15 protein-coding genes and 1 riboswitch are annotated in these 18,196 nt (G+C 62.5%); of the genes, 8 read left to right on the top strand and 7 right to left on the bottom strand.

The window, feature by feature from the left end:
* Positions 1 to 16: 16 nt before the first annotated feature.
* Together AX760_RS17695 and AX760_RS17690 are read right to left on the bottom strand one after the other, a co-directional pair.
* Complete coding sequence (locus AX760_RS17695; RefSeq protein WP_071834316.1) at positions 17 to 991, bottom strand: L-threonylcarbamoyladenylate synthase; 975 nt, start codon at positions 989 to 991, stop codon at positions 17 to 19.
* Between the two features lie 112 nt (positions 992 to 1,103).
* Entirely contained in the window at positions 1,104 to 1,709 is a 606-nt protein-coding gene (locus AX760_RS17690; RefSeq protein ID WP_071834315.1) for a DUF6656 family protein, read from the bottom strand.
* A 371-nt stretch (positions 1,710 to 2,080) separates the two neighbouring features.
* Positions 2,081 to 2,282: riboswitch (cobalamin riboswitch) on the top strand.
* A gap of 139 nt (positions 2,283 to 2,421) precedes the next feature.
* Here AX760_RS17690 and AX760_RS17685 point away from each other — a divergent pair.
* Complete coding sequence (locus tag AX760_RS17685) at positions 2,422 to 3,672, top strand: aromatic ring-hydroxylating oxygenase subunit alpha (RefSeq protein WP_071834314.1); 1,251 nt, start codon at positions 2,422 to 2,424, stop codon at positions 3,670 to 3,672.
* Between the two features lies 1 nt (position 3,673).
* Positions 3,674 to 4,777, top strand: a complete 1,104-nt coding sequence (locus AX760_RS17680) for an FAD-binding oxidoreductase (RefSeq protein ID WP_071834313.1) — start codon at positions 3,674 to 3,676, stop codon at positions 4,775 to 4,777.
* Between the two features lie 105 nt (positions 4,778 to 4,882).
* On the opposite strand, the gene AX760_RS17675 is transcribed toward AX760_RS17680, so the two are convergent.
* On the bottom strand, positions 4,883 to 6,550 hold the full coding sequence (locus AX760_RS17675; RefSeq protein WP_071834312.1) for a calcium-binding protein: 1,668 nt from the start codon (positions 6,548 to 6,550) through the stop codon (positions 4,883 to 4,885).
* A gap of 71 nt (positions 6,551 to 6,621) precedes the next feature.
* A complete protein-coding gene (locus AX760_RS17670) occupies positions 6,622 to 7,659 on the bottom strand; it encodes a glycoside hydrolase family 25 protein (protein ID WP_071834311.1) in 1,038 nt (345 codons plus the stop codon).
* 167 nt (positions 7,660 to 7,826) lie between these two features.
* Here AX760_RS17670 and AX760_RS17665 point away from each other — a divergent pair, with 167 nt between their 5' ends.
* Positions 7,827 to 8,294 carry a BA14K family protein gene (locus AX760_RS17665; RefSeq protein WP_071834310.1) on the top strand — a complete coding sequence of 156 codons (468 nt, stop codon included), beginning with the start codon at positions 7,827 to 7,829 and terminating at the stop codon, positions 8,292 to 8,294.
* Positions 8,295 to 8,373: 79 nt separating this feature from the next.
* On the opposite strand, the gene AX760_RS17660 is transcribed toward AX760_RS17665, so the two are convergent.
* Entirely contained in the window at positions 8,374 to 9,366 is a 993-nt protein-coding gene (locus AX760_RS17660) for a transporter (protein ID WP_071834309.1), read from the bottom strand.
* A 215-nt stretch (positions 9,367 to 9,581) separates the two neighbouring features.
* Between AX760_RS17660 and AX760_RS17655 the strand changes: the two genes are divergently transcribed.
* Both AX760_RS17655 and AX760_RS17650 read left to right on the top strand, forming a co-directional pair.
* Positions 9,582 to 11,363 carry an acyl-CoA dehydrogenase gene (locus AX760_RS17655; protein ID WP_071834331.1) on the top strand — a complete coding sequence of 594 codons (1,782 nt, stop codon included), beginning with the start codon at positions 9,582 to 9,584 and terminating at the stop codon, positions 11,361 to 11,363.
* A gap of 53 nt (positions 11,364 to 11,416) precedes the next feature.
* Positions 11,417 to 12,169: a crotonase/enoyl-CoA hydratase family protein gene (locus tag AX760_RS17650; protein WP_071834308.1), complete on the top strand. Its 753-nt coding sequence runs from the start codon at positions 11,417 to 11,419 to the stop codon at positions 12,167 to 12,169.
* A 12-nt stretch (positions 12,170 to 12,181) separates the two neighbouring features.
* On the opposite strand, the gene AX760_RS17645 is transcribed toward AX760_RS17650, so the two are convergent.
* The gene (locus AX760_RS17645) at positions 12,182 to 13,021 is read right to left on the bottom strand and encodes a hypothetical protein (protein ID WP_071834307.1); all 840 of its coding nucleotides are present in this window, start codon (positions 13,019 to 13,021) and stop codon (positions 12,182 to 12,184) included.
* A complete protein-coding gene (locus tag AX760_RS17640; protein ID WP_071834306.1) occupies positions 13,014 to 13,487 on the bottom strand; it encodes an ABA4-like family protein in 474 nt (157 codons plus the stop codon). Before AX760_RS17640 ends, AX760_RS17645 begins: the two co-directional genes overlap by 8 nt.
* 111 nt (positions 13,488 to 13,598) lie before the next feature.
* Here AX760_RS17640 and AX760_RS17635 point away from each other — a divergent pair, with 111 nt between their 5' ends.
* The 3 genes from AX760_RS17635 (at position 13,599) to mcpU (ending at position 18,096) form a co-directional block, all read left to right on the top strand.
* Complete coding sequence (locus tag AX760_RS17635) at positions 13,599 to 14,525, top strand: LysR family transcriptional regulator (protein ID WP_071834330.1); 927 nt, start codon at positions 13,599 to 13,601, stop codon at positions 14,523 to 14,525.
* Positions 14,526 to 14,640: 115 nt separating this feature from the next.
* The gene (locus tag AX760_RS17630) at positions 14,641 to 15,717 is read left to right on the top strand and encodes an extracellular catalytic domain type 1 short-chain-length polyhydroxyalkanoate depolymerase (RefSeq protein ID WP_071834305.1); all 1,077 of its coding nucleotides are present in this window, start codon (positions 14,641 to 14,643) and stop codon (positions 15,715 to 15,717) included.
* A gap of 300 nt (positions 15,718 to 16,017) precedes the next feature.
* Positions 16,018 to 18,096, top strand: a complete 2,079-nt coding sequence (mcpU, locus tag AX760_RS17625; protein WP_071834304.1) for a methyl-accepting chemotaxis protein McpU — start codon at positions 16,018 to 16,020, stop codon at positions 18,094 to 18,096.
* The last annotated feature ends 100 nt before the right edge of the window (positions 18,097 to 18,196 follow it).

The following is an 18,196-nucleotide window of genomic DNA, read 5'->3' as shown; positions in this document are numbered from 1 at the left end:
GTGTGCTTTCTACCCGTTAATCCCGCGCCGCTGCCGCCCGTTCGATCCGGTCGTTAATCGCTTCGCCCAGTCCCTCCATCGGGATCGCACCGAAGGCGATCGACGGTGCACCCGTTGCATCGGCCTGTTTCATGAAGGCAAAGAGATTGGCCGCCGCTTCGCGCAGGTTGCCTGTCGGGCTGAGGTCGAGCACGATCGCCGCCTTGTCTTCGCCAGGAAGCGGCAGGCCGCCAAAGCGGATCAGCGCCTCGCCGGGCCGGACCTCGGTTGCGCCCAGGCGAACACCGGCCGACGGCGCATAATGCGAAGTGAGCATGCCGGGCGCCTCGATGACCGCACCGGCGGCCTCGGGCCGAAGCACCGCCTTGCCGGTCAGGTCCTCGATTGCTGCGACATCCAGACCACCCGGCCGCAACAGATGGATTTCGCCGCCCCCGACCTTGATGATCGTCGATTCAAGCCCGATGCCAGCGGCACCGTCGTCAAGGATAAGCCTGAGCTTGTCGCCGAGATCAGCCGCGACATGTGCGGCCGTGGTCGGGCTGATGCGGCCGGAGGTGTTGGCGCTCGGTGCTGCCAGCGGCTTGCCGAAGCGGGCGATGACGCCGCGCGAAAAACCGTCCGGCATGCGCACACCCAGCGTATCGAGCCCGGCGGAGGCGAGGGCGTGCACGGTGCTGTCGGATTTGAGCGGCAGGATCAGCGTCAGCGGTCCCGGCCAGAAGGCCTCGGCCAGCCAGCGCGACAAAGGGTCGAATTCGACATGCAGGTCGGCCATCTCGAAATCGGAGACGTGGCAGATCAGCGGATTGAAGCGCGGCCGGCCCTTGATTTCGTAGATGCGGCTGATCGCCTCCGGATTGGTGGCGTCGGCGGCAAGGCCGTAGACCGTTTCTGTCGGGATCGCCACCGGCAGGCCTTCGGCGAGCACGGCGCAGGCCCGCGCCAGGGCGCTTTCCGGCTCTTGTCGCGTATCGATGATGTCGGCCATGCCCAGGTGTCTTCCGCTTGCGTGATGTCCGCCTCTTTAGACCAGACGGCCGCAAAACAGAATGTTTTTCTGTCCGGACGAATTCCGGCTGCCGTCGCTGCGGTCGCTAATCTCAGAGGCTACGAATGATCTTGCGCAGCTGTTCGTTGCGGGCGCCGAGCTGAAGCACGTTTTTCAGCGCCACTTTCGGATCATGGGTGCGAAACAGAAGCCCGTCGCTGCGCAGGCTGCGGTTGATCACCATCCGGCCGATCTCCTCGCCCTCGTCGATCGCCACGGCGAAATACATGCGCGAATAGCCCAGATTGATCCGCTCGAAGAACTGTTCGCTGTCACCGATGTCGGCGTAGAAATTGGCAATGTAGAAAGACCATTTGATGTCCTTCAGCGGCGAGAACTGGGTCTTTGCCGCCGTGACGTGGCAATAGCCGAGATGCGGGCTGCCCTTCAGGGTGCGCTGGAAAAGCAGCTTTGGAAAACGGATCGACGGATGGAAGGCGTTTATCCGCTGATGCGTCGTATCGCCGGCGGTCTCGAGCTTCTTGGCGGTGCGGGCGGCGACCTCGTCATGCGTCAGGTAGCGTTTTTCGAGCGGGTTCCAGTCGGAAGCGCGCCGGTTGATCCGGCCGGTGCGCAGGAATTCGGTATAGATCGCCGCTTTTGGCGGCGGTTCCGGTTTTCTGACTGTGGCTGCATCGTAATATCTGAGTTTAGACAATGGCCGGTCCCACACTTTGGTCGCGTTGCAAGACGTGTCCGAAGCAAATGCGCGCAAGAGGCCGAAGTCCTCTTTCGCGAAGGCTACACCGTCAGGGTTAACGCAATCTTTAGAAGCTATATCGGCTGGCTATGATGCGAGGCTTGCGTCAACGATGCCGGTCTTGTCTTCGACATGTCGCAAAACGACAGTCTTGCGCACCGTTTTCAGGCCAGCTGCCAGAATTTGTGCATCCTGCTGAAAAATAAGTCCATCACCTTGTTTCTGTTCGCCAAATAACCAGGCTCCGTTCTTTGTGGATGAACTGTGGCGGTGTCGTCATTCTGGAATCCGATGTCGCTTTCCGGCGTCTCTTTTCTTCTGCCGGAAGGTTAGATGGGATCACTCAAGGTGTCGCTCTGAACGGGAGGGCGGAGAATTGGGAAGCCGGTCAGATCCCGGCGCTGCCCCCGCAACGGTGGTGGAGTGTGTGCTTCGGCAAAGAGCCACTGGGCGGGGAGCCCGGGAAGGCGCCGCAGCCGTCCGCAAGGACAGCTCTTGAGCCCGGAAACCAGCCTTGTCACGAAACAGATGTCTTGGTCGCGGCGGGCGACCGGAAGGCGAACCTGTGATCCGAAGCGTCTGGCGGCGCAACGGCGGTTCCTTTCCTGCCCGGCGCATCCGTTAAAAAGTGGCGAGCACCGCGCATTCAGCGGGTTTTAAGGAAACGAACATGGATCTCCGCAGCGACGTTCTTCGCAAGCTCAAGAACCGCCGTCCCGGCCACAGCCTCGAGCAGGCTTTCTATACCGATCCGGACCTGTTCAAGATCGATATGGAGCAGATCTGGTACAAGGACTGGCTGTTCATCGGCCACGACTGCGAAATCCCGAAATCCGGCAATTATTTCACCGTCCAGGTTGGCGAATACCCCGTCGTCATCGTCCGTGACCGCACCGGCACGGTGCGCGCCCTGCACAATTCCTGCCGCCATCGCGGATCGCGCGTCTGCGCCAGTGCCAAGGGCTCGTCCGCAAAGCTGGTCTGTCCCTATCACCAGTGGACCTATGAGCTTGATGGCACGCTGCTGTTCGCCCGCCAGATGGGCGAGGACTTCGACAAGAACCAGCATGGCCTGAAGCCCATCCATTGCGAAACCATCGGTGGCTACATCTTCATCTGCCTCGCCGAACACGCCATGGATTTCCAGCCGGTGCGCGACATGGTCTCGTCCTATGTGACGCCGCACAATCTCAAGGACACCAAGGTCGCCTTCGAAAGCACGATCATCGAGAAGGGCAACTGGAAGCTCGTCTGGGAAAACAACCGCGAGTGTTATCACTGCGCCGCAAACCATCCCGAACTCTGCCGCACCTATCCGGAAGCCCCGACGGCAACCGGCGTGCAGGGTGCCAAGGATGATCCCGTCATCGCCGCCCATTGGGAACATTGCCAATCCTCCGGCCTGCCGAGCGAATTCAAGCTCGATCCGAGCGGCCAGTTCCGCGTTGCCCGCATGCCGTTGATCGAAGGCGCAGAGAGCTACACCATGTCCGGCGCCCGCGCCGTGCGCCGCCAGCTGTCCGACGCCGTCAGCCAGAGCCATATCGGCACGCTGCTGCTGTTCCATTATCCGTCCACCTGGAACCATGTGCTGGCCGACCACGCCATCACCTTCCGTGTTCTGCCGCTCGGGCCGGAACTGACGCAGGTGACGACCAAGTGGCTGGTCCACAAGGATGCGGTCGAAGGCGTCGACTACACGATCGAAGAACTCACCCATGTCTGGACCGAGACCAACGACCAGGACCGCCAGATCGTCGAGGAAAATGCCTTCGGCATCCGCTCGCCGGCCTATCAGCCCGGTCCCTATTCACCGGAACACGAAGGCGGCGTCATGCAGTTCGTCGAATGGTACACGAATTTCATGGCCGACCGCCTGAAGGGCGCAACCGCATCTCCGTCTCTGGTCCGGGTTGCCTGACATGACCATTGCAGCAGCCTTCCAGCATCTCGACGAGCTGAAACCATGGAATGACCGCCAGCACCTTCTGGAGTGCATCTCGGTGACCGCCGAGGCGCCTGACGTGATGACGTTTGCGTTTCGCTCCAACAAGCCCGGCTGGTTCCGCTACCTGCCGGGCCAGTTTGTCACGCTGGAACTGCCGGTCACGCCGGAAGAGCCTGTGATGCGCACCTACACGCTGTCGTCGAGCCCGTCGCGCCCCTTCTCGGTCGCGGTCACGGTCAAGGCGCAGAAGGAAAGTATCGGTACGCGCTGGATGTTCGACAACCTGAAGCCGGGCATGACGCTCAAGGCCTTCGGCGCGCTCGGCGATTTCACCTTCGTGCGCTATCCGGCAGAAAAATACCTGTTCATCTCGGCCGGCTCCGGCGTCACGCCGATGATGTCGATGACCCGCTGGATGGCCGATTGCACGCCGCAGGGCGATGTCGCCTTCATCTCCTGCGCCCGACGCCCGGATGATCTCCTGTTCCGCGGCGAACTCGAGGTGCTGTCGGCACACATGCCCAACATGTCGCTCGGCTTCATCGTCGAAGGGCATTCGCCCCGGGACAGCTGGCACGGCCTGCGCGGCCGCGTCGATGGTACCAAGCTTTCGCTGCTCGCGCCGGACTTCATGGAGCGCACTGTGTTCTGCTGCGGGCCGGAACCCTTCATGCGCGGCGTGCGAGAGACGCTGCTGTCGGCCGGCTTCGACATGGCGCAGTATCACGAGGAAAGCTTCCAGCCGGCCAATGCGCCGGACCCGGCGGAGCTCGCAATCCGTGCCGGCGCAACGGCAGCAGCGGTCGATCCCGCGTCCGTTTCCACCATCACCTTCACGATGGCCGGCAAACAGGCACAATGCCAGCCCGGCCAGACGATCCTGCAGACGGCGCGGGCCAATGGCGTGCGCATTGGCGCGGCCTGCGAAGGCGGTCTCTGCGGCACCTGCCGGGTGATGAAGATTTCCGGCGAGGTCGAGATGAGCCACAATGGCGGCATTCTCGACGACGAGATCGACGAAGGCTACATCCTCGCCTGCTGCTCGCGCCCGCTCGGAGATGTACAGATCGAGGCGTGAGCAACTGCGACGAACTTACGCGCAAGACGTGCTGCGCCCGCCTTCATGTGGCAGGCGCAGGCTTTGCCTTCTGATTGATGGATGAATGCGGCGTCCTGCGACCGATCAAAAGTAAAAATCGCCGGCATCCAGCGTCGAGAGCTTTACGCCCTTCAAGAGGATGCTGTCGCCGCTCAGTCCGTTGATCAGCACGTCGCTGCCGACCTGTGTCATATGGTTTGAAACGAGATCCTTGTAGTCGGTGATGCTGGCAAGCCCGGTCAGGTCGAGAATGTCGTGGGCGCTACCCGTTGCTGCAAAGTCTGTGATCGTATCCTTGCCGTCGCCGGTTGCGAACACGAACTGGTCGGCACCGGTCCCGCCGGTCAGCAGATCCGCGCCGCGGTGGCCCCAGAGCGTGTCGTTTCCGGCCTTGCCGTCGATCGTGTTGGCGCCGCTATTGCCGTGGATCTGGTTGGCGAGCCCGTTGCCGGTCGCCTTGATCGCGGCGGTGCCGTTCAGGGTCATGTTCTCGATGTTGTCCGGCAACGTGAAGCTGACGGTCGATTTCACGAGATCCGTGCCGCCGCCCACCTTTTCGACCAGCTTGATCGCCGCATCGCTGATCACAAAGACATCGTTGCCTGTGCCGCCGGAGACGGTGCCGATGACCTTGCCAGCGGTGCCGTCGAAATAGTCGTTGCCGGAACCGAGATCGATGGCGCCGCTGATCGTGCCGCTGTTGAACAGCGATTGCGTGCCGCTCCCCCCGAGGAAGGCGATGCCTTTCGCGCTGATCAAGCCGTAATTGTGCAGGCTCGACGCCGTCGCCTTGGACAGGTCGATGGTCGCAAGGGCCGCCAGCGTTCCGGTGATCGTGCCGTAATTGGCCACCGTCTCGCCGGTTCCCGCCATCTTGATGCCACCACCCGCCTGGATGGTCTTGTAGTTGGTGACAATGGCATCGTCGGCGCTGACGCTGATGGCATAGGCTGCCGCTTTGATCAGCCCGCTATTGGTCACCTTGCCGTCATCGCCGGACAGGATAATGGCATCCTTGGCGGCCGTGATCGTGCCGCTGTTGGTGATGATTGCCGTGGCGCCGCTGGCTGTGATCGCCGTGCCCTTCGCGGAGGTAATCGCGCCGTCATTGGTGAGTTTCACGCCGCTGCCGGATGTTGCGATCACAGTGCCGTCGGCCTTTGCCGTGCCATGGTTGGTGAGGATCGCAAGGCTGCCGGAGGAAAGGATGGCCGTGGTCTTCAGCGAACTGATCTCGCCATTGTTCGTCAGGTTGGCCCGCTGTCCGGAAAGCACGACGGCATTGCCCGACGCCGCGAAGGTTCCGTTGTTGACGACAAGGGCGCTCTTGCCGGACGCCGAAACAGCAATGCCGGCGGAGGATGTGAGGAGACCGTTGTTGACGATCGAAAACGAGGGGCCGCTTGCCGCTACGGCGGTCTGGACACTTTCGATCGTTCCGTGGTTGACGAGATCGAAGCCTGTACTCTTGATGTCGAGGCCGATGCCGCCGGCGGAAATCTTGCCGGCGCTGCCGACGACGAAAAGGCTGTCGCTATCGATGGCTGAGGTTGCACCGAACTTTACGGCCACGCCGGAGCGGGAGGCGAGTGAACCGTTGATGTAGATCTCGCGCCCGGTCGCCGTGCCGGCGGCGGACAACGCTGTCCCGGACGTCGATACGACAATGCCCTTGTCGACGATGAGAATATCGTCTTGGCCTGAAATCGACACGGATGTCGTGCGATTTTTGCTGATCACGGTTTTGGTCATACCTGCTCATCATGTGCAGTTCAGTTGCTGCCGGTCATAGGGGCAATGGCTTCAGGGAGTCTTAATGTTGGCTAGGGGCGCCGATATTCCGCGCGCCATGGTGAACGCTCCGTGTGGATCGGGATGGCATGACGGCTCGCGGATGCCTTGGTGACCGGCCGGCGGATCGATGCGGTCAACGTCATGTCCACCCCGATGCCGGCGCCGGCGGAAATCTGCCCGCGACCGCTGGCGATCATGAGCGGAAACTCCAGCGGTTTCTCGGGCAGCAGATCGCCCTTTGCCCAGACGGCCTTCAGGGCCGACGCATCCAGTGGCGCGACGTTGACGTCGATGTCGGTCAAGGTTCCGGGCACGCGGTAGGGGCAGCGGCGCTTGCCGCAGTTGGAGCCGGAAGAGAACTGCCAAAGCGCATAGTTTTCCCAGTTGCCCATGGGGAAGACATTGCGGATGCCGGGCTTGTAGCGGGCGTACCAGAGCGGCAGGCGCGACAGGAGACGATGGTCGGCGCGGTTTGCAGCGATGTGTTTCGCCGTCGCGTGGTTGGTGTAGAGCATCGGATAGCGACCTGTGCGGGACTTAATATGTCCGGCAAAGATCGCGGCATCCGCCAGCGACATGTATTTCTCCGCGTCGATGCCTTCGAGATCGAGAACCATGAGTTCGTCGGCGCGCGGCTTCGCATAGTCGAGGAAGTGATTGGCCTGGTCGATCGGATTGCCGGGGCGGGCGAGGTGATAGGCCCCCCAGAGCAGGCCGCGACTGCGCGCGATCAGACGCCTTGCCTGGTAGAGTTCGCGGCTGACAGCATATTTCCGCCACATGGTCTTGCAGTGATTAAGGGTGTCGCCGCGATGCGCGCCCTTGCAGTCGAAACTTTCGGGAAGCCCGTCCGATGCTTTCGAAATGAAGGCGGCAATCTTCTTGTCTCCGGCCATGGCATCCCAGTCGATAATGTTCATCTCATAGGCATCGATGACGATCGCGTGGCCGGGACGCAGCCAGGGAGCTACGTCAAGTGCCTGTGTCTCGGCGCCGACGAGCAGTGCGCCGCAGACTGAAACCAGGCGGAGCAACGTCGTGAAGGTGAGGATCCTGCGCTTTTCCATGGGAGAGAGGGTGCGCAAACATGGTTAACCAAAGGTAAAGACCGCTATCGCGAAGTTTTCTTCAGGTTGCCCGGCGCGGCAGCAGGGAACAATCGCGGCCTCCCCCCGTTATCCTCGCGATACTCTGTTTCCCAAGGAGAAACCACGTGTTTGCATTTACAAAGAGAATGATCCCGGTGGCGCTTTCCGCCGTTGTCATGATGACATCCGTCGTGCCCCTGCAGGCCGCACCGTTTGTGCCCGCTCAGGTTTCGACCGAACGTGCCTCCGACGTGATCAACGTGCAGCAGTCCTGGCGTGACCGCAACAACCGCAATTATCGTCGCCCCGGTGTGCGGGAACGCCGTATCCTGCGCCAGCGTGGCTACTACCGTCAGGGCGGCAATGCCTATTACAACGGCCATCGCGGCTATCGCGAGCGTCGCCCCGGTTATCGTCAGCACAATGGCGTCTGGTTCCCGTTGGGCGCCTTTGCAGCCGGTGCGATTATCGGTGGCGCGATTGCTGATCGTCCGGTCCGTTATGGTGGCAGCCATGTCGGTTGGTGCCAGAACCGTTATCGCTCCTATCGCGTATCGGACAACAGCTATCAGCCGAATTCCGGCCCGCGCCGTGCGTGCAATTCGCCGTACTGATCGGTCCAAACTTCAGCATCAACTCGAAGGCCGGGAGCAATCCCGGCCTTTTTTGCGCGTTCGTCTGTTTTTGTATGCGTCAAAGAATGCCGATGCGCTTGAGGATGGTCCAGGCGAGCCCCATTGAAATCAGGATGAACAGTCCCGCGACAAGGGTGCCGCCGGTGCCTTCCGCGAACGGCAGGTTGCTTGTGTTCATGCCGAAAAACCCGGTGACCAGCGTCGGCGGCAGAAGAAAGGCCGTCATCAGCGAGAGGATATAGAGATGGCGGTTGGTTTCCGACGACAGTTTGCTGTCGATTTCCTCGTGCAGCAGGCGCGCCCGCTCCTGCAGTGCAAAGACATCCCGGTCGACGGCCTCGAGCCGGTCCGACAGCCGCTCGGCAACGTCGAGGAAACCCGTGGGCACTTCATCCTCCTCTGACGTGCCCGCCCGGCGCAGAAGTGCGAGGAGCGTGCGCAGGTGCCTGTGCAGGCGCACCGCGGTCCGGCGCAGCGGCGCAAGACCGGGCTGGTGGTTATGTCCCTGTTCGCCGTAGACGTCGTCTTCGATGACGTTGAGTTCTTCCGTCAATTCCAGCACCAGCGTGATCAGCGTGCGCTGGAATTCCATCACCAGCATTTCGAACAGGTCGATTGGTCGCGTGCAGCGGGCGTTCTTCTCGATCGCAACCTTCACCCGGTCGATGCTGCGCAGCGGATGCAGGCGCGTGGTGATGATGATCTTGTCGGTGACGGCGAAATGGAGCCAGCCGATGGTCTGGGTGACGGCGTCGAAGGTGCGCTCGAAATCGACCAGCGTGCCGTGGATCATGTCGTCGGCCACGGTGACGGCAGCCTGCGTATCGTGGCTTGAGAGGGTGGAGAGCGCGGCTTGCGGCAGGTTGCCGATACGCTCGATCAGCCCCGGCGTCCGGGCATCGCTCAAGGCGAGGTGCAGCCAGAGCCAGCCTTCGCCCTGCGTAAGCGCGTCGATCGAGGCATCCGCCGCGATGCTAACGCACTGGCTTTCCCCGGGCAGGAAGCGGTAGCCCCAGACAAGGCCGGGTATTTCAGGCGAGACGAGGTTCATGGAGGGATCCCGGGAGAAGGTCAGCCTTCGCTTTATGAGGTTTCCATGACAGTTTTGTTGCAGTCAGGGCCCGCCGTCCCGCATGCTTTCCCGGCAGGACGTGACAATCGACGATTGACGTTTACGTAAAAATCAATATTTTTCGCGGAAAGGAAATGACGCTTGCTGGACGGTTGACCGGTGATGCTGTCATGCTGGGATGGGAGGAATCGACAATGTACAAGGCACCGGTGGAAGACATCCTGTTCACGCTGAAGCATGTGGCAGGCATGGAGGCCTCGCTCGATGAGGGGGCATTCGGCGATCTCAGTGCCGATCTGGTCGAGGCGATCATCGCCGAGGCAGGGCGCTTTGCCTCCGACGCCGTCGCGCCGCTGGCCGCCATCGGCGACAAGCAGGGCTCGCGTCTCGTCGATGGCGAAGTCAAGACCCCGGATGGCTGGCGTGATCTCTACCACGACTGGATCGGCGGCGGCTGGAACAGCCTGACGGCTCCGGAGGAATTCGGCGGCCAGAACCTGCCGCACATGCTGCATGTGGCGGCGATGGAAATGTGGAATGCCGGCTCCATGGCGTTTGCACTTGGCCCGATGCTGACCATGGGCGCAGTTGAATCGCTGGAGAAACACGGCTCCGATGCGTTGAAGGCGGTCTTTCTCGAAAAGATGATCGCCGGCACCTGGACCGGAACCATGAACCTGACGGAGCCGCATGCGGGCTCCGATCTCGGCGTGCTCAAGGCGCGCGCCGAACGCCGCGACGACGGCACCTACCGCATTTTCGGCCAGAAGATCTACATCACCTGGGGTGAACATGATTTCACCGACAACATCATCCATCTGGTGCTGGCGCGCCTGCCGGATGCGCCGGCCGGCACACGCGGCATCTCGCTCTTTCTCGTGCCGAAAGTCCTGGTCAACGACGACGGATCACTCGGCGCGCGCAATGATCTCTTCTGCCACGCGCTGGAACACAAGCTCGGCATCCATGCATCGCCGACCTGCACGATGATCTACGGCGATGGCCGTTTCGGCGCCGAAAAAGGCGCGGTCGGCTATCTGATCGGCGAGGAGAATCGCGGACTGGCCTGCATGTTCACGATGATGAACAATGCGCGTCTGACGGTCGGAACGCAGGGCGTCGCCATGGCCGATGCCGCAACCCAGAAGGCGATCGCCTTTGCCAAGGACCGCACCCAGGGAAAGGCGCCGGGCTGGCAGGGCGCCGGCATGAGCCCGATCATCGAGCACCCCGATATTGCCCGCACGCTGTTGACCATGAAGGCGCTGACGCAGGGCGCCCGCGCCATTACCTATGCCTGTGCCCATGCCGTCGATCTCGGCCATTCGACGGAAGGTGACACCGCCCGCCACTGGCAGGAACGATCCAGCCTGCTCACCCCGATCGCCAAGGCCTTCGGCACCGATGTCGGCGTCGATGTCGCCTCGATGGGCGTGCAGGTACATGGCGGCATGGGGTTCATCGAGGAAACGGGTGCTGCCCGCCTGTTGCGCGACGCGCGCATCGCGCCGATCTATGAAGGCACCAACGGCATCCAGGCGATCGATCTGGTCAGCCGCAAGCTGCCGCTGTCCGGCGGACAACAGGTGCGCGGGTTGATTGCCGAAATGAAGGCGGTTGCGCAGGCCGTTGCCACGTCCAATCTCGACGGTTTCAGTGAGACGGGCGAACGGCTGGAAACAACGCTGGCCGATCTCGAAGCGACGACGGAGTGGTTGCTGACGGCTCTGGACGAGGGTCGGATGGAGGACGCGCTGTCGGGTGCGACAGCCTATCTGCGGCTTTTCGGGCTTGCCCTGAGCGGCGTCTATCTCGCCAAGGGTGGACTTGCCGATGGCGGCGATGACAGGCAGCCGGCGCGCATCGCGCTTTGCCGCTTTGCAGCCGAAAACCTGATTTCCGAAACGGCGTCGCTCAGAGACCGGGTGATCTCAGGCGCGGCCAGTCTGGCCGCTGCCCGCGTCGTCCTGAACTGATCGTCCCGAACTGACCCTGTTGAACTGATTGCGCCGAAGTGAAGGATGCTCCGATGACCGACCATGTGACGATCGAACGTCCGCAAAGCCATCCCGGCGTGCAGGTGATCCGCTTCAACCGGCCGGAAAAGAAGAACGCCATCACCAAGGCGATGTACGCCAAGATGACCAATGCGCTGACGGTCGCGGGGTCCGATCCGGAGGTGCGGGTCACGGCCTTCCTCGGCACCGACGGCTGTTTTTCGGCCGGCAACGATATGGCCGATTTCATGGCCTTTGCCATGGGCGGCAGCATGGGGCAGGAGGTCATCGAATTCCTGCGCGCCCTGGCGACCGCATCGAAACCGGTCGTGTCCGGCGTCGATGGCCTGGCGATCGGCATCGGCACGACCATCCACCTGCATTGCGACCTGACGCTCGCCTCGGCGCGGTCGGTCTTCAAGACACCCTTCGTCGATCTGGCGCTGGTGCCGGAAGCGGCCTCCAGTCTGCTCGTGCCGCGCCTCATGGGGCATCAGCGGGCCTTTGCGCTTCTGGCCGCCGGTCAGCCGATGACGGCGCCGGAGGCGCTGGACGCGGGGCTGATCTGGAAGATCGTCGCTCCGGAGGTCGTCGAGGACGAAACGCTGTCGCTTGCCACGAGCCTTGCGAAAAAGCCGCCGGAAGCCTTGCGCATCGCCCGCAACCTGATCCGCGGCGACCGATCGGATGTGCTGGCGCGCATCGACGAGGAGGCCGGTCACTTCGCCAGCCAGCTGAAGAGCGCCGAAGCCCGCGCAGCCTTCGAAGCCTTCATGCGCCGTTAGGCCATGTCCGTGCTAGAATATCGGCCTGCCGGACAGGGCAAGGCCCAGCGTCGCCAGTGACACGAGTGTTGTGAGAGCCGCTGCCGCATGCACCGTGTGGAGTGCCATTTTCGTGTTCGCGTGACGCGCAACGATCCAGCCCACGAGGGGCACGATCTGCAGCGCATGCAGGCCGAAGAAATGGCCAATGCGCAAATCGCCGACCTCGCGGGACCAGTTGAACAAAGGCACCACATCTGCGGGATTTCCGGGCACGCCGACGAGATGGCCATCGTTTGAACCCAGCGCTGCCCCGGTGATCATGCCGAGCGCACCGGAGAGAACGAGGCCAAGCCCGATGGCGCGGCGCAGGACCGGATTGCCGTCCGCAGGTGCGCGCAGGACGGCAATGCCGGCGATGAAGGTGGTCGCAACGAGGATAACCGCACCCAGGCCCATCAACTGAAACATTATTTGCGTGAAGGGCGTCGAGACATTGTAGTGCGAGTCTTGACCGATCGCCGCCTGGCTGGCGATGTAGAACAGTTCGAAAAAGCTCATGGCCAGCAGGAGGCGGATCATCAGGCCGCCCGTCCAGCGATCGCGTGGTGCAGGCGAAAGCCAGGGCCAGAAGATTGCGATGCTGGCGAGATGAAGGCCAAGCGAGAGCGAGAATTTCCACGGCTTCATCCAGGTGGACACGCCATAGACCAGGCGCATGTCGCTCTGGATCAGAAGCGCCAGCGGCAGGCTCAGCAGACACAGGAAAATCGCGCCGTTCATCAGATTGCGCTCTGCCGTCCAGGAAAGCGGCTGAAACACCGCCCGGTCGCCCGATGATCGGAGCTTGGACGGGGTCATCTTGTCATCCATGGTTCGGCTCCGGATTGCTGCGTGTCGAAAAGGCGACAATGGCCTGTGGCCGCACAAAAGGAAGAATGGCGAAATAGGCGAGCAGGCCGGCCGGTCCGAACAGAAAGGTCGTCGCCAGGATCGGCAAAAGGACAAGGCGTGGCATGCCGTCGCGCGCGCCGCGTTCGGCCAGATAGCTGCCGACGAAGAGATCGAAAGCGAGATAGTGGATCCAGCCCGCCAACAGGATCTCGCGGGTCTCGAACAGTGCCGCCACGTCCGAAAGGCTGTTATAGCCGCCCTTCGCGCCCATGAAGAAGCCGGCGATCAGGGCGGTGTAAAGTCCGGCAAAGACAAAGGGGATGAGCAGGCGCGCAACCGTGTCGCGCAGGAAATTAAACCGCTGCGTCAAGACGCTGATCGACAGGCAGATCCACCCGCCAAGCGCCAGCGTTGAACTGAGCGAAAACAACATATCGGCGTTCATCGCGCCGGCCTCCTTGGTCTGGTGACGTCGTAACAGCAGTGGCGGCAAACATAGATCGACTTTTGATGTTTGGAACTTGACAGGAACTGCATGGGCTGCATGCATCAGTGCATGGAAAAGACCCGCCGCCCATCCGGAACATTTGACCTCTCCGCCATAGACTGGACGTTGATCCGCTCCTTTGCAGCCGTTGTCCGGACCGGCAATCTGACGCGTGCTGCACGCTTGCTCAGAACGACCCAGCCAACCGTCGGCCGGCATATCCGCAAGCTCGAAGACCTGACCGGTGACGTGTTGTTCGACCGCATTCCGGGCGGCTTCCGGCCCACCGCGCGGGCAACGGAACTCTATGAAACCGCCAAGACGCTGGATGACGCGGTTGCTGCCTTCAGCCGCTCGCTGCGCGGCGAAAGGCCCGGTCTTGTCGGGCCGGTACGGCTGACCACGAGCCAGATCTTCGGCTCCGAGATCATGCCGGCGGTGCTCTGTGATCTCTTGCACCGGCATCCGCAGCTGGAAATCGAGCTGTCGGTGCGCGACGACGCGGACAATCTGCTGCGGCGCGAGGCCGACATTGCCGTGCGGTTTTTCCGCCCCACCCAGGAGGATCTGATCGCGGTCAATCTCGGCCAGCTCTCCATGGGGCTGTTTGCCAGCCGCGCCTATTTCGCGCGCACCGGCCTGCCGCTGCCGCTGACACCTGCGGACATCAAGGGACACCTGGTGATCGGCGAGGAACATGCGCTGCGTGCCATCGCCTTCGGTGTCGAGCGTTCGGTGCCGATCGGCAAGGGCGATGTCCGGTTCCGGGCAGCCTCGATGCCATGCCAGATGGCCGCCCTGCGGGCAGGCATCGGGATCGGACCCGTTTTCACCTGGATCGCCGGTCGCGATCCGGACCTGATCCGCATTTTTCCCGAGATTGCGGTGGCAAGCCTGCCGATGTGGATCGTCGCCCATGACGATCTCAATCGCAGCCCGCGCATGCGCGCCGTGTTCGATCATCTGGTCGCATCTCTTTCGCCAATGGCAGAGTGACTGCTGCACTTTCCATCCTTGCCGGATGGGCGGTCGCGACCCATATTGCAGGCATGTGTGGAGGAATACGGCGTTTCGGGGGGAAACGTCCTGATTGGAAAGAGCTGATCCTGCCATGCGTTCAAGATTCAAACTGCCGTTTTCGGGATTGCTGAAGCAGCATCGTCGTTGGGAAAAGACGCTGATCAAGGCGGTGAAAATCTCCCGCACGGTCCTGACGACGACTGCGGCATCCCGGCCGAAGGCTGCGCCGCGCGCGGCGGCCACCGGGCGGCTTGAAGAGGTCGCGACCTTCGGAACCAATCCCGGGCGCCTGCGCATGCTGCATTACGTGCCGCCGAGGCTGCCGAAGAAGGCGCCGCTCGTCGTCGTGCTGCATGGTTGTCGGCAAACGGCGCAGGCCTATGACCAGGGCAGCGGCTGGTCGACGCTGGCCCGCGAGCGCGGCTTTGCCGTCGTTTATGCCGAGCAGACCCGCAGCAACAACGGCAATCTCTGTTTCAACTGGTTCCGCCCGAGCAGCGTCACGCGTGACCGCGGCGAGGTCATGTCGATCCGCCAGATGGTCACGAAGATGGCCGCGCTGCATGGCATCGACCGCAAGCGCGTGTTCGTCACCGGTCTTTCGGCGGGCGGCGCGATGACCGCTGCCATGCTGGCAACCTATCCGGACCTGTTTGCCGGCGGCGGCATCATTGCCGGCTTGCCCTTTGGCGCCGCCCGTGACGTGCGCCGCGCACTCGACGCAATGCGCCAGGCGCCGGAACGGGCCGTGTCGGATTGGAGTGACCTGGTTCGGGCAGCTGCCCCCGCCACCAGGGTCTGGCCCAGCGTTTCGATCTGGCACGGGACGAAGGATACGACGGTATCGATCAGCAATGCCCAGGCTTTGCTTGCCCAATGGCTGGATCTGCACGGGCTCGACGCGGACACCTATGTTGAAAGCCGGGTCGATGGGCATTTGAAGCGTCTCTGGCGCAATGCCGCGGGCGAAATCAAGGTCGAACTCTACATCATCGAGGGCATGGGCCATGGCACGCCGCTGAAGCCCCGCGCCGCCTCTCGGACGAAGGCGGACACGCCGGGGCCGTTCATGCTCGACGCCGGGATTTCCTCCTCCATGCACCTTGCAACGGGATGGGGGCTGAAAAAACCGGACCTTCTTTCGGCGCTGAAGACCGTCGCGCGTTGAAATGACCGAAATGGGGGGTGTTGCACCCTTGAATTCTTGCCATTTTAACACCCTCTTAAACACGTCGATCTACGATCAGTGCTACAGCAGGATCCGGCACCGCCGGGCCTCGCAACGGCAGCATGACGCTGGCCGCGCATTTCGCCCTCGTGGCATGTCCCGCCTTTTCCGTCAGCCAGAGAAACCGCCGCCGCAGGGCTGGGGGCTCTTTCTGCGCGGAAGTCACAGATCGAGCCCCGCCCGGCACAATGCCGGACCGCCGTAAGGAATGCTCCCTTGTCCACAAAACGATCGAACCTCATGACACGTATTCTCGTTGCAGCGTCGCTCGTGGTCGTCGCTGCCCTTGGCGGCTTCTCCGTCTATATCGACACGCTGCAGCACGCCACCACGACGCGCTCCGTCGAGGAGAGCATCTCATCCTCCGGCAAGCAGGCGGCGCAGAGCATTGCCAACTGGTTGAACGGCCGCGTGACGCTGACCGCGATGGCCGCAAATGCGGCCGGCAATGCGGCCGATCCGGCCGGCCTGAAAGGCGCTCTGAAGAACGACGTTCTCGTCAAGGAATTCATGAGCACCTATGTCGGCGACGAAGCCGGCACGTTCACCATGTGGCCGGAGTCCCCCATGCCGGCAGATTATGATCCCCGCCAGCGTCCCTGGTACATTGGTGCCGTCAAGGCCGATGCCAGCCTCCTCACCGATCCCTATATCGACGCCTCCAGCGGCGACCTGATCATCAGCGCGGCCGTCCCGGTCAAGAAGGACGGCAAACTGGTCGGCGTCGCCGGCAGCGATTTCTCGCTGAAGACCCTTGTCGATATGATCACCTCGGTCGATCTCGGCGGAAGGGGCTTTGCCTTCCTCGTCAACAAGAGCGGCCAGATCCTCGTTCATCCCGATGCGGCCCTCGTCACCAAGTCGCTTGCCGATGCCTTCCCGACGACAACACCTTCGATCGGTGCCGACATCACGCGCACCGAACTTGACGGCAAGCCGATGCTGGTCTCGTTCGTCCCGGTTGCCGGTCTGCCCTCTGTCGAATGGTATGTCGGTTTTGCCGTCGATGCCGACATGGCCTATTCCGCCATCGGCAAGTTCCGTATCGCCGCCACGATCGCAACGATTCTGGCCGTCGGCGTGATGATCGCCTTCCTCGCCACGCTGCTCAGCCGTCTCGTCATCCGTCCGGTCACGGAAATGACTGCGGCGATGGAGAACCTTGCCGCCGGCAATCTGGAGGCTGAAATCCCCGGACAGGACCGCCGTGACCAGATCGGTTCCATGGCGGCGGCTGTGGCCGTTTTCCGGACCAATGCCGTCGAGCGCGTCCGCCTCGAGCGCGATGCCATGACGGGACGTTCGCTGTCGGAACGCGAGCACATGGAGCGGGAGGCGCTGAAGGCAAAGGAAACCGCCGACATCCAGCAGGCCGTCGATGCGCTGGCAACCGGTCTCGGCCGGCTTGCCGATGGCGATCTGGGCTACCGGATCGACACGCCCTTCGTGCTGCATCTGGATCGCCTGCGTGCCGACTTCAACAATTCGGTCGCCAAACTGCACCATGCACTGCAGGCGGTCGGCACCAATGCCCGCGCCATCGATGCCGGTGCCAGCGAAATCCGCCATGCCGCCGACGATCTGGCCCGCCGCACCGAGCAGCAGGCCGCCTCCGTCGAGGAAACGGCGGCAGCACTCGAGGAAATCACCACGACGGTCAAGGATTCGGCCCACCGTGCGGAGGAAGTCGGCGCGCTCGTGGCACGCACCCGCGCCGGCGCGGAAAAATCCGGCGAAGTGGTCCGCGACGCGGTCAATGCCATGCAGGGCATCGAGAAGTCGTCCGGCGAGATTTCCAACATTATCGGCGTCATCGATGAAATCGCGTTCCAGACCAACCTGCTTGCGCTGAACGCAGGCGTCGAAGCAGCCCGCGCCGGCGATGCCGGCAAGGGCTTTGCAGTCGTTGCACAGGAAGTGCGCGAACTGGCACAGCGCTCGGCCAAGGCTGCGAAGGAGATCAAGGCGCTGATCAACACGTCCGGCGAACAGGTCCGCTCGGGCGTCACGCTGGTCGGCGAGACTGGCAAGGCGCTGGAAGTCATCGTGTCGGAAGTCCAGGAGATCAACGGCCATATCAACGCCATCGTCACGGCCACACGCGAACAGTCGGTTGGCCTGCAGGAGATCAACACGGCCGTCAACACCATGGACCAGGGCACCCAGCAGAACGCCGCCATGGTCGAGGAACAGACCGCCGCCAGCCACGGCCTTGCCGCGGAAGCAGCGGCGCTCAATGCCCTGCTGGCGCAGTTCAAACTGGGCGGCGGCGATCCGTCGGTGACGCGCCAGCAGGGCTATACCCGCCGCGCTGCCTAGCAGGCATCGCTGATGGAGCAGATGATAGACGCCCATGCCGGGAAACCAGCGTGGGCGTTTTCACATGCCACGCATCTTGACAGGTAGTTTAATATTAAAC

This window comes from Pararhizobium antarcticum (assembly GCF_001885585.1).
GTDB classification, from domain to species: domain Bacteria; phylum Pseudomonadota; class Alphaproteobacteria; order Rhizobiales; family Rhizobiaceae; genus Pararhizobium; species Pararhizobium antarcticum.
This window is presented reverse-complemented; position numbering and strand designations above follow the sequence as displayed.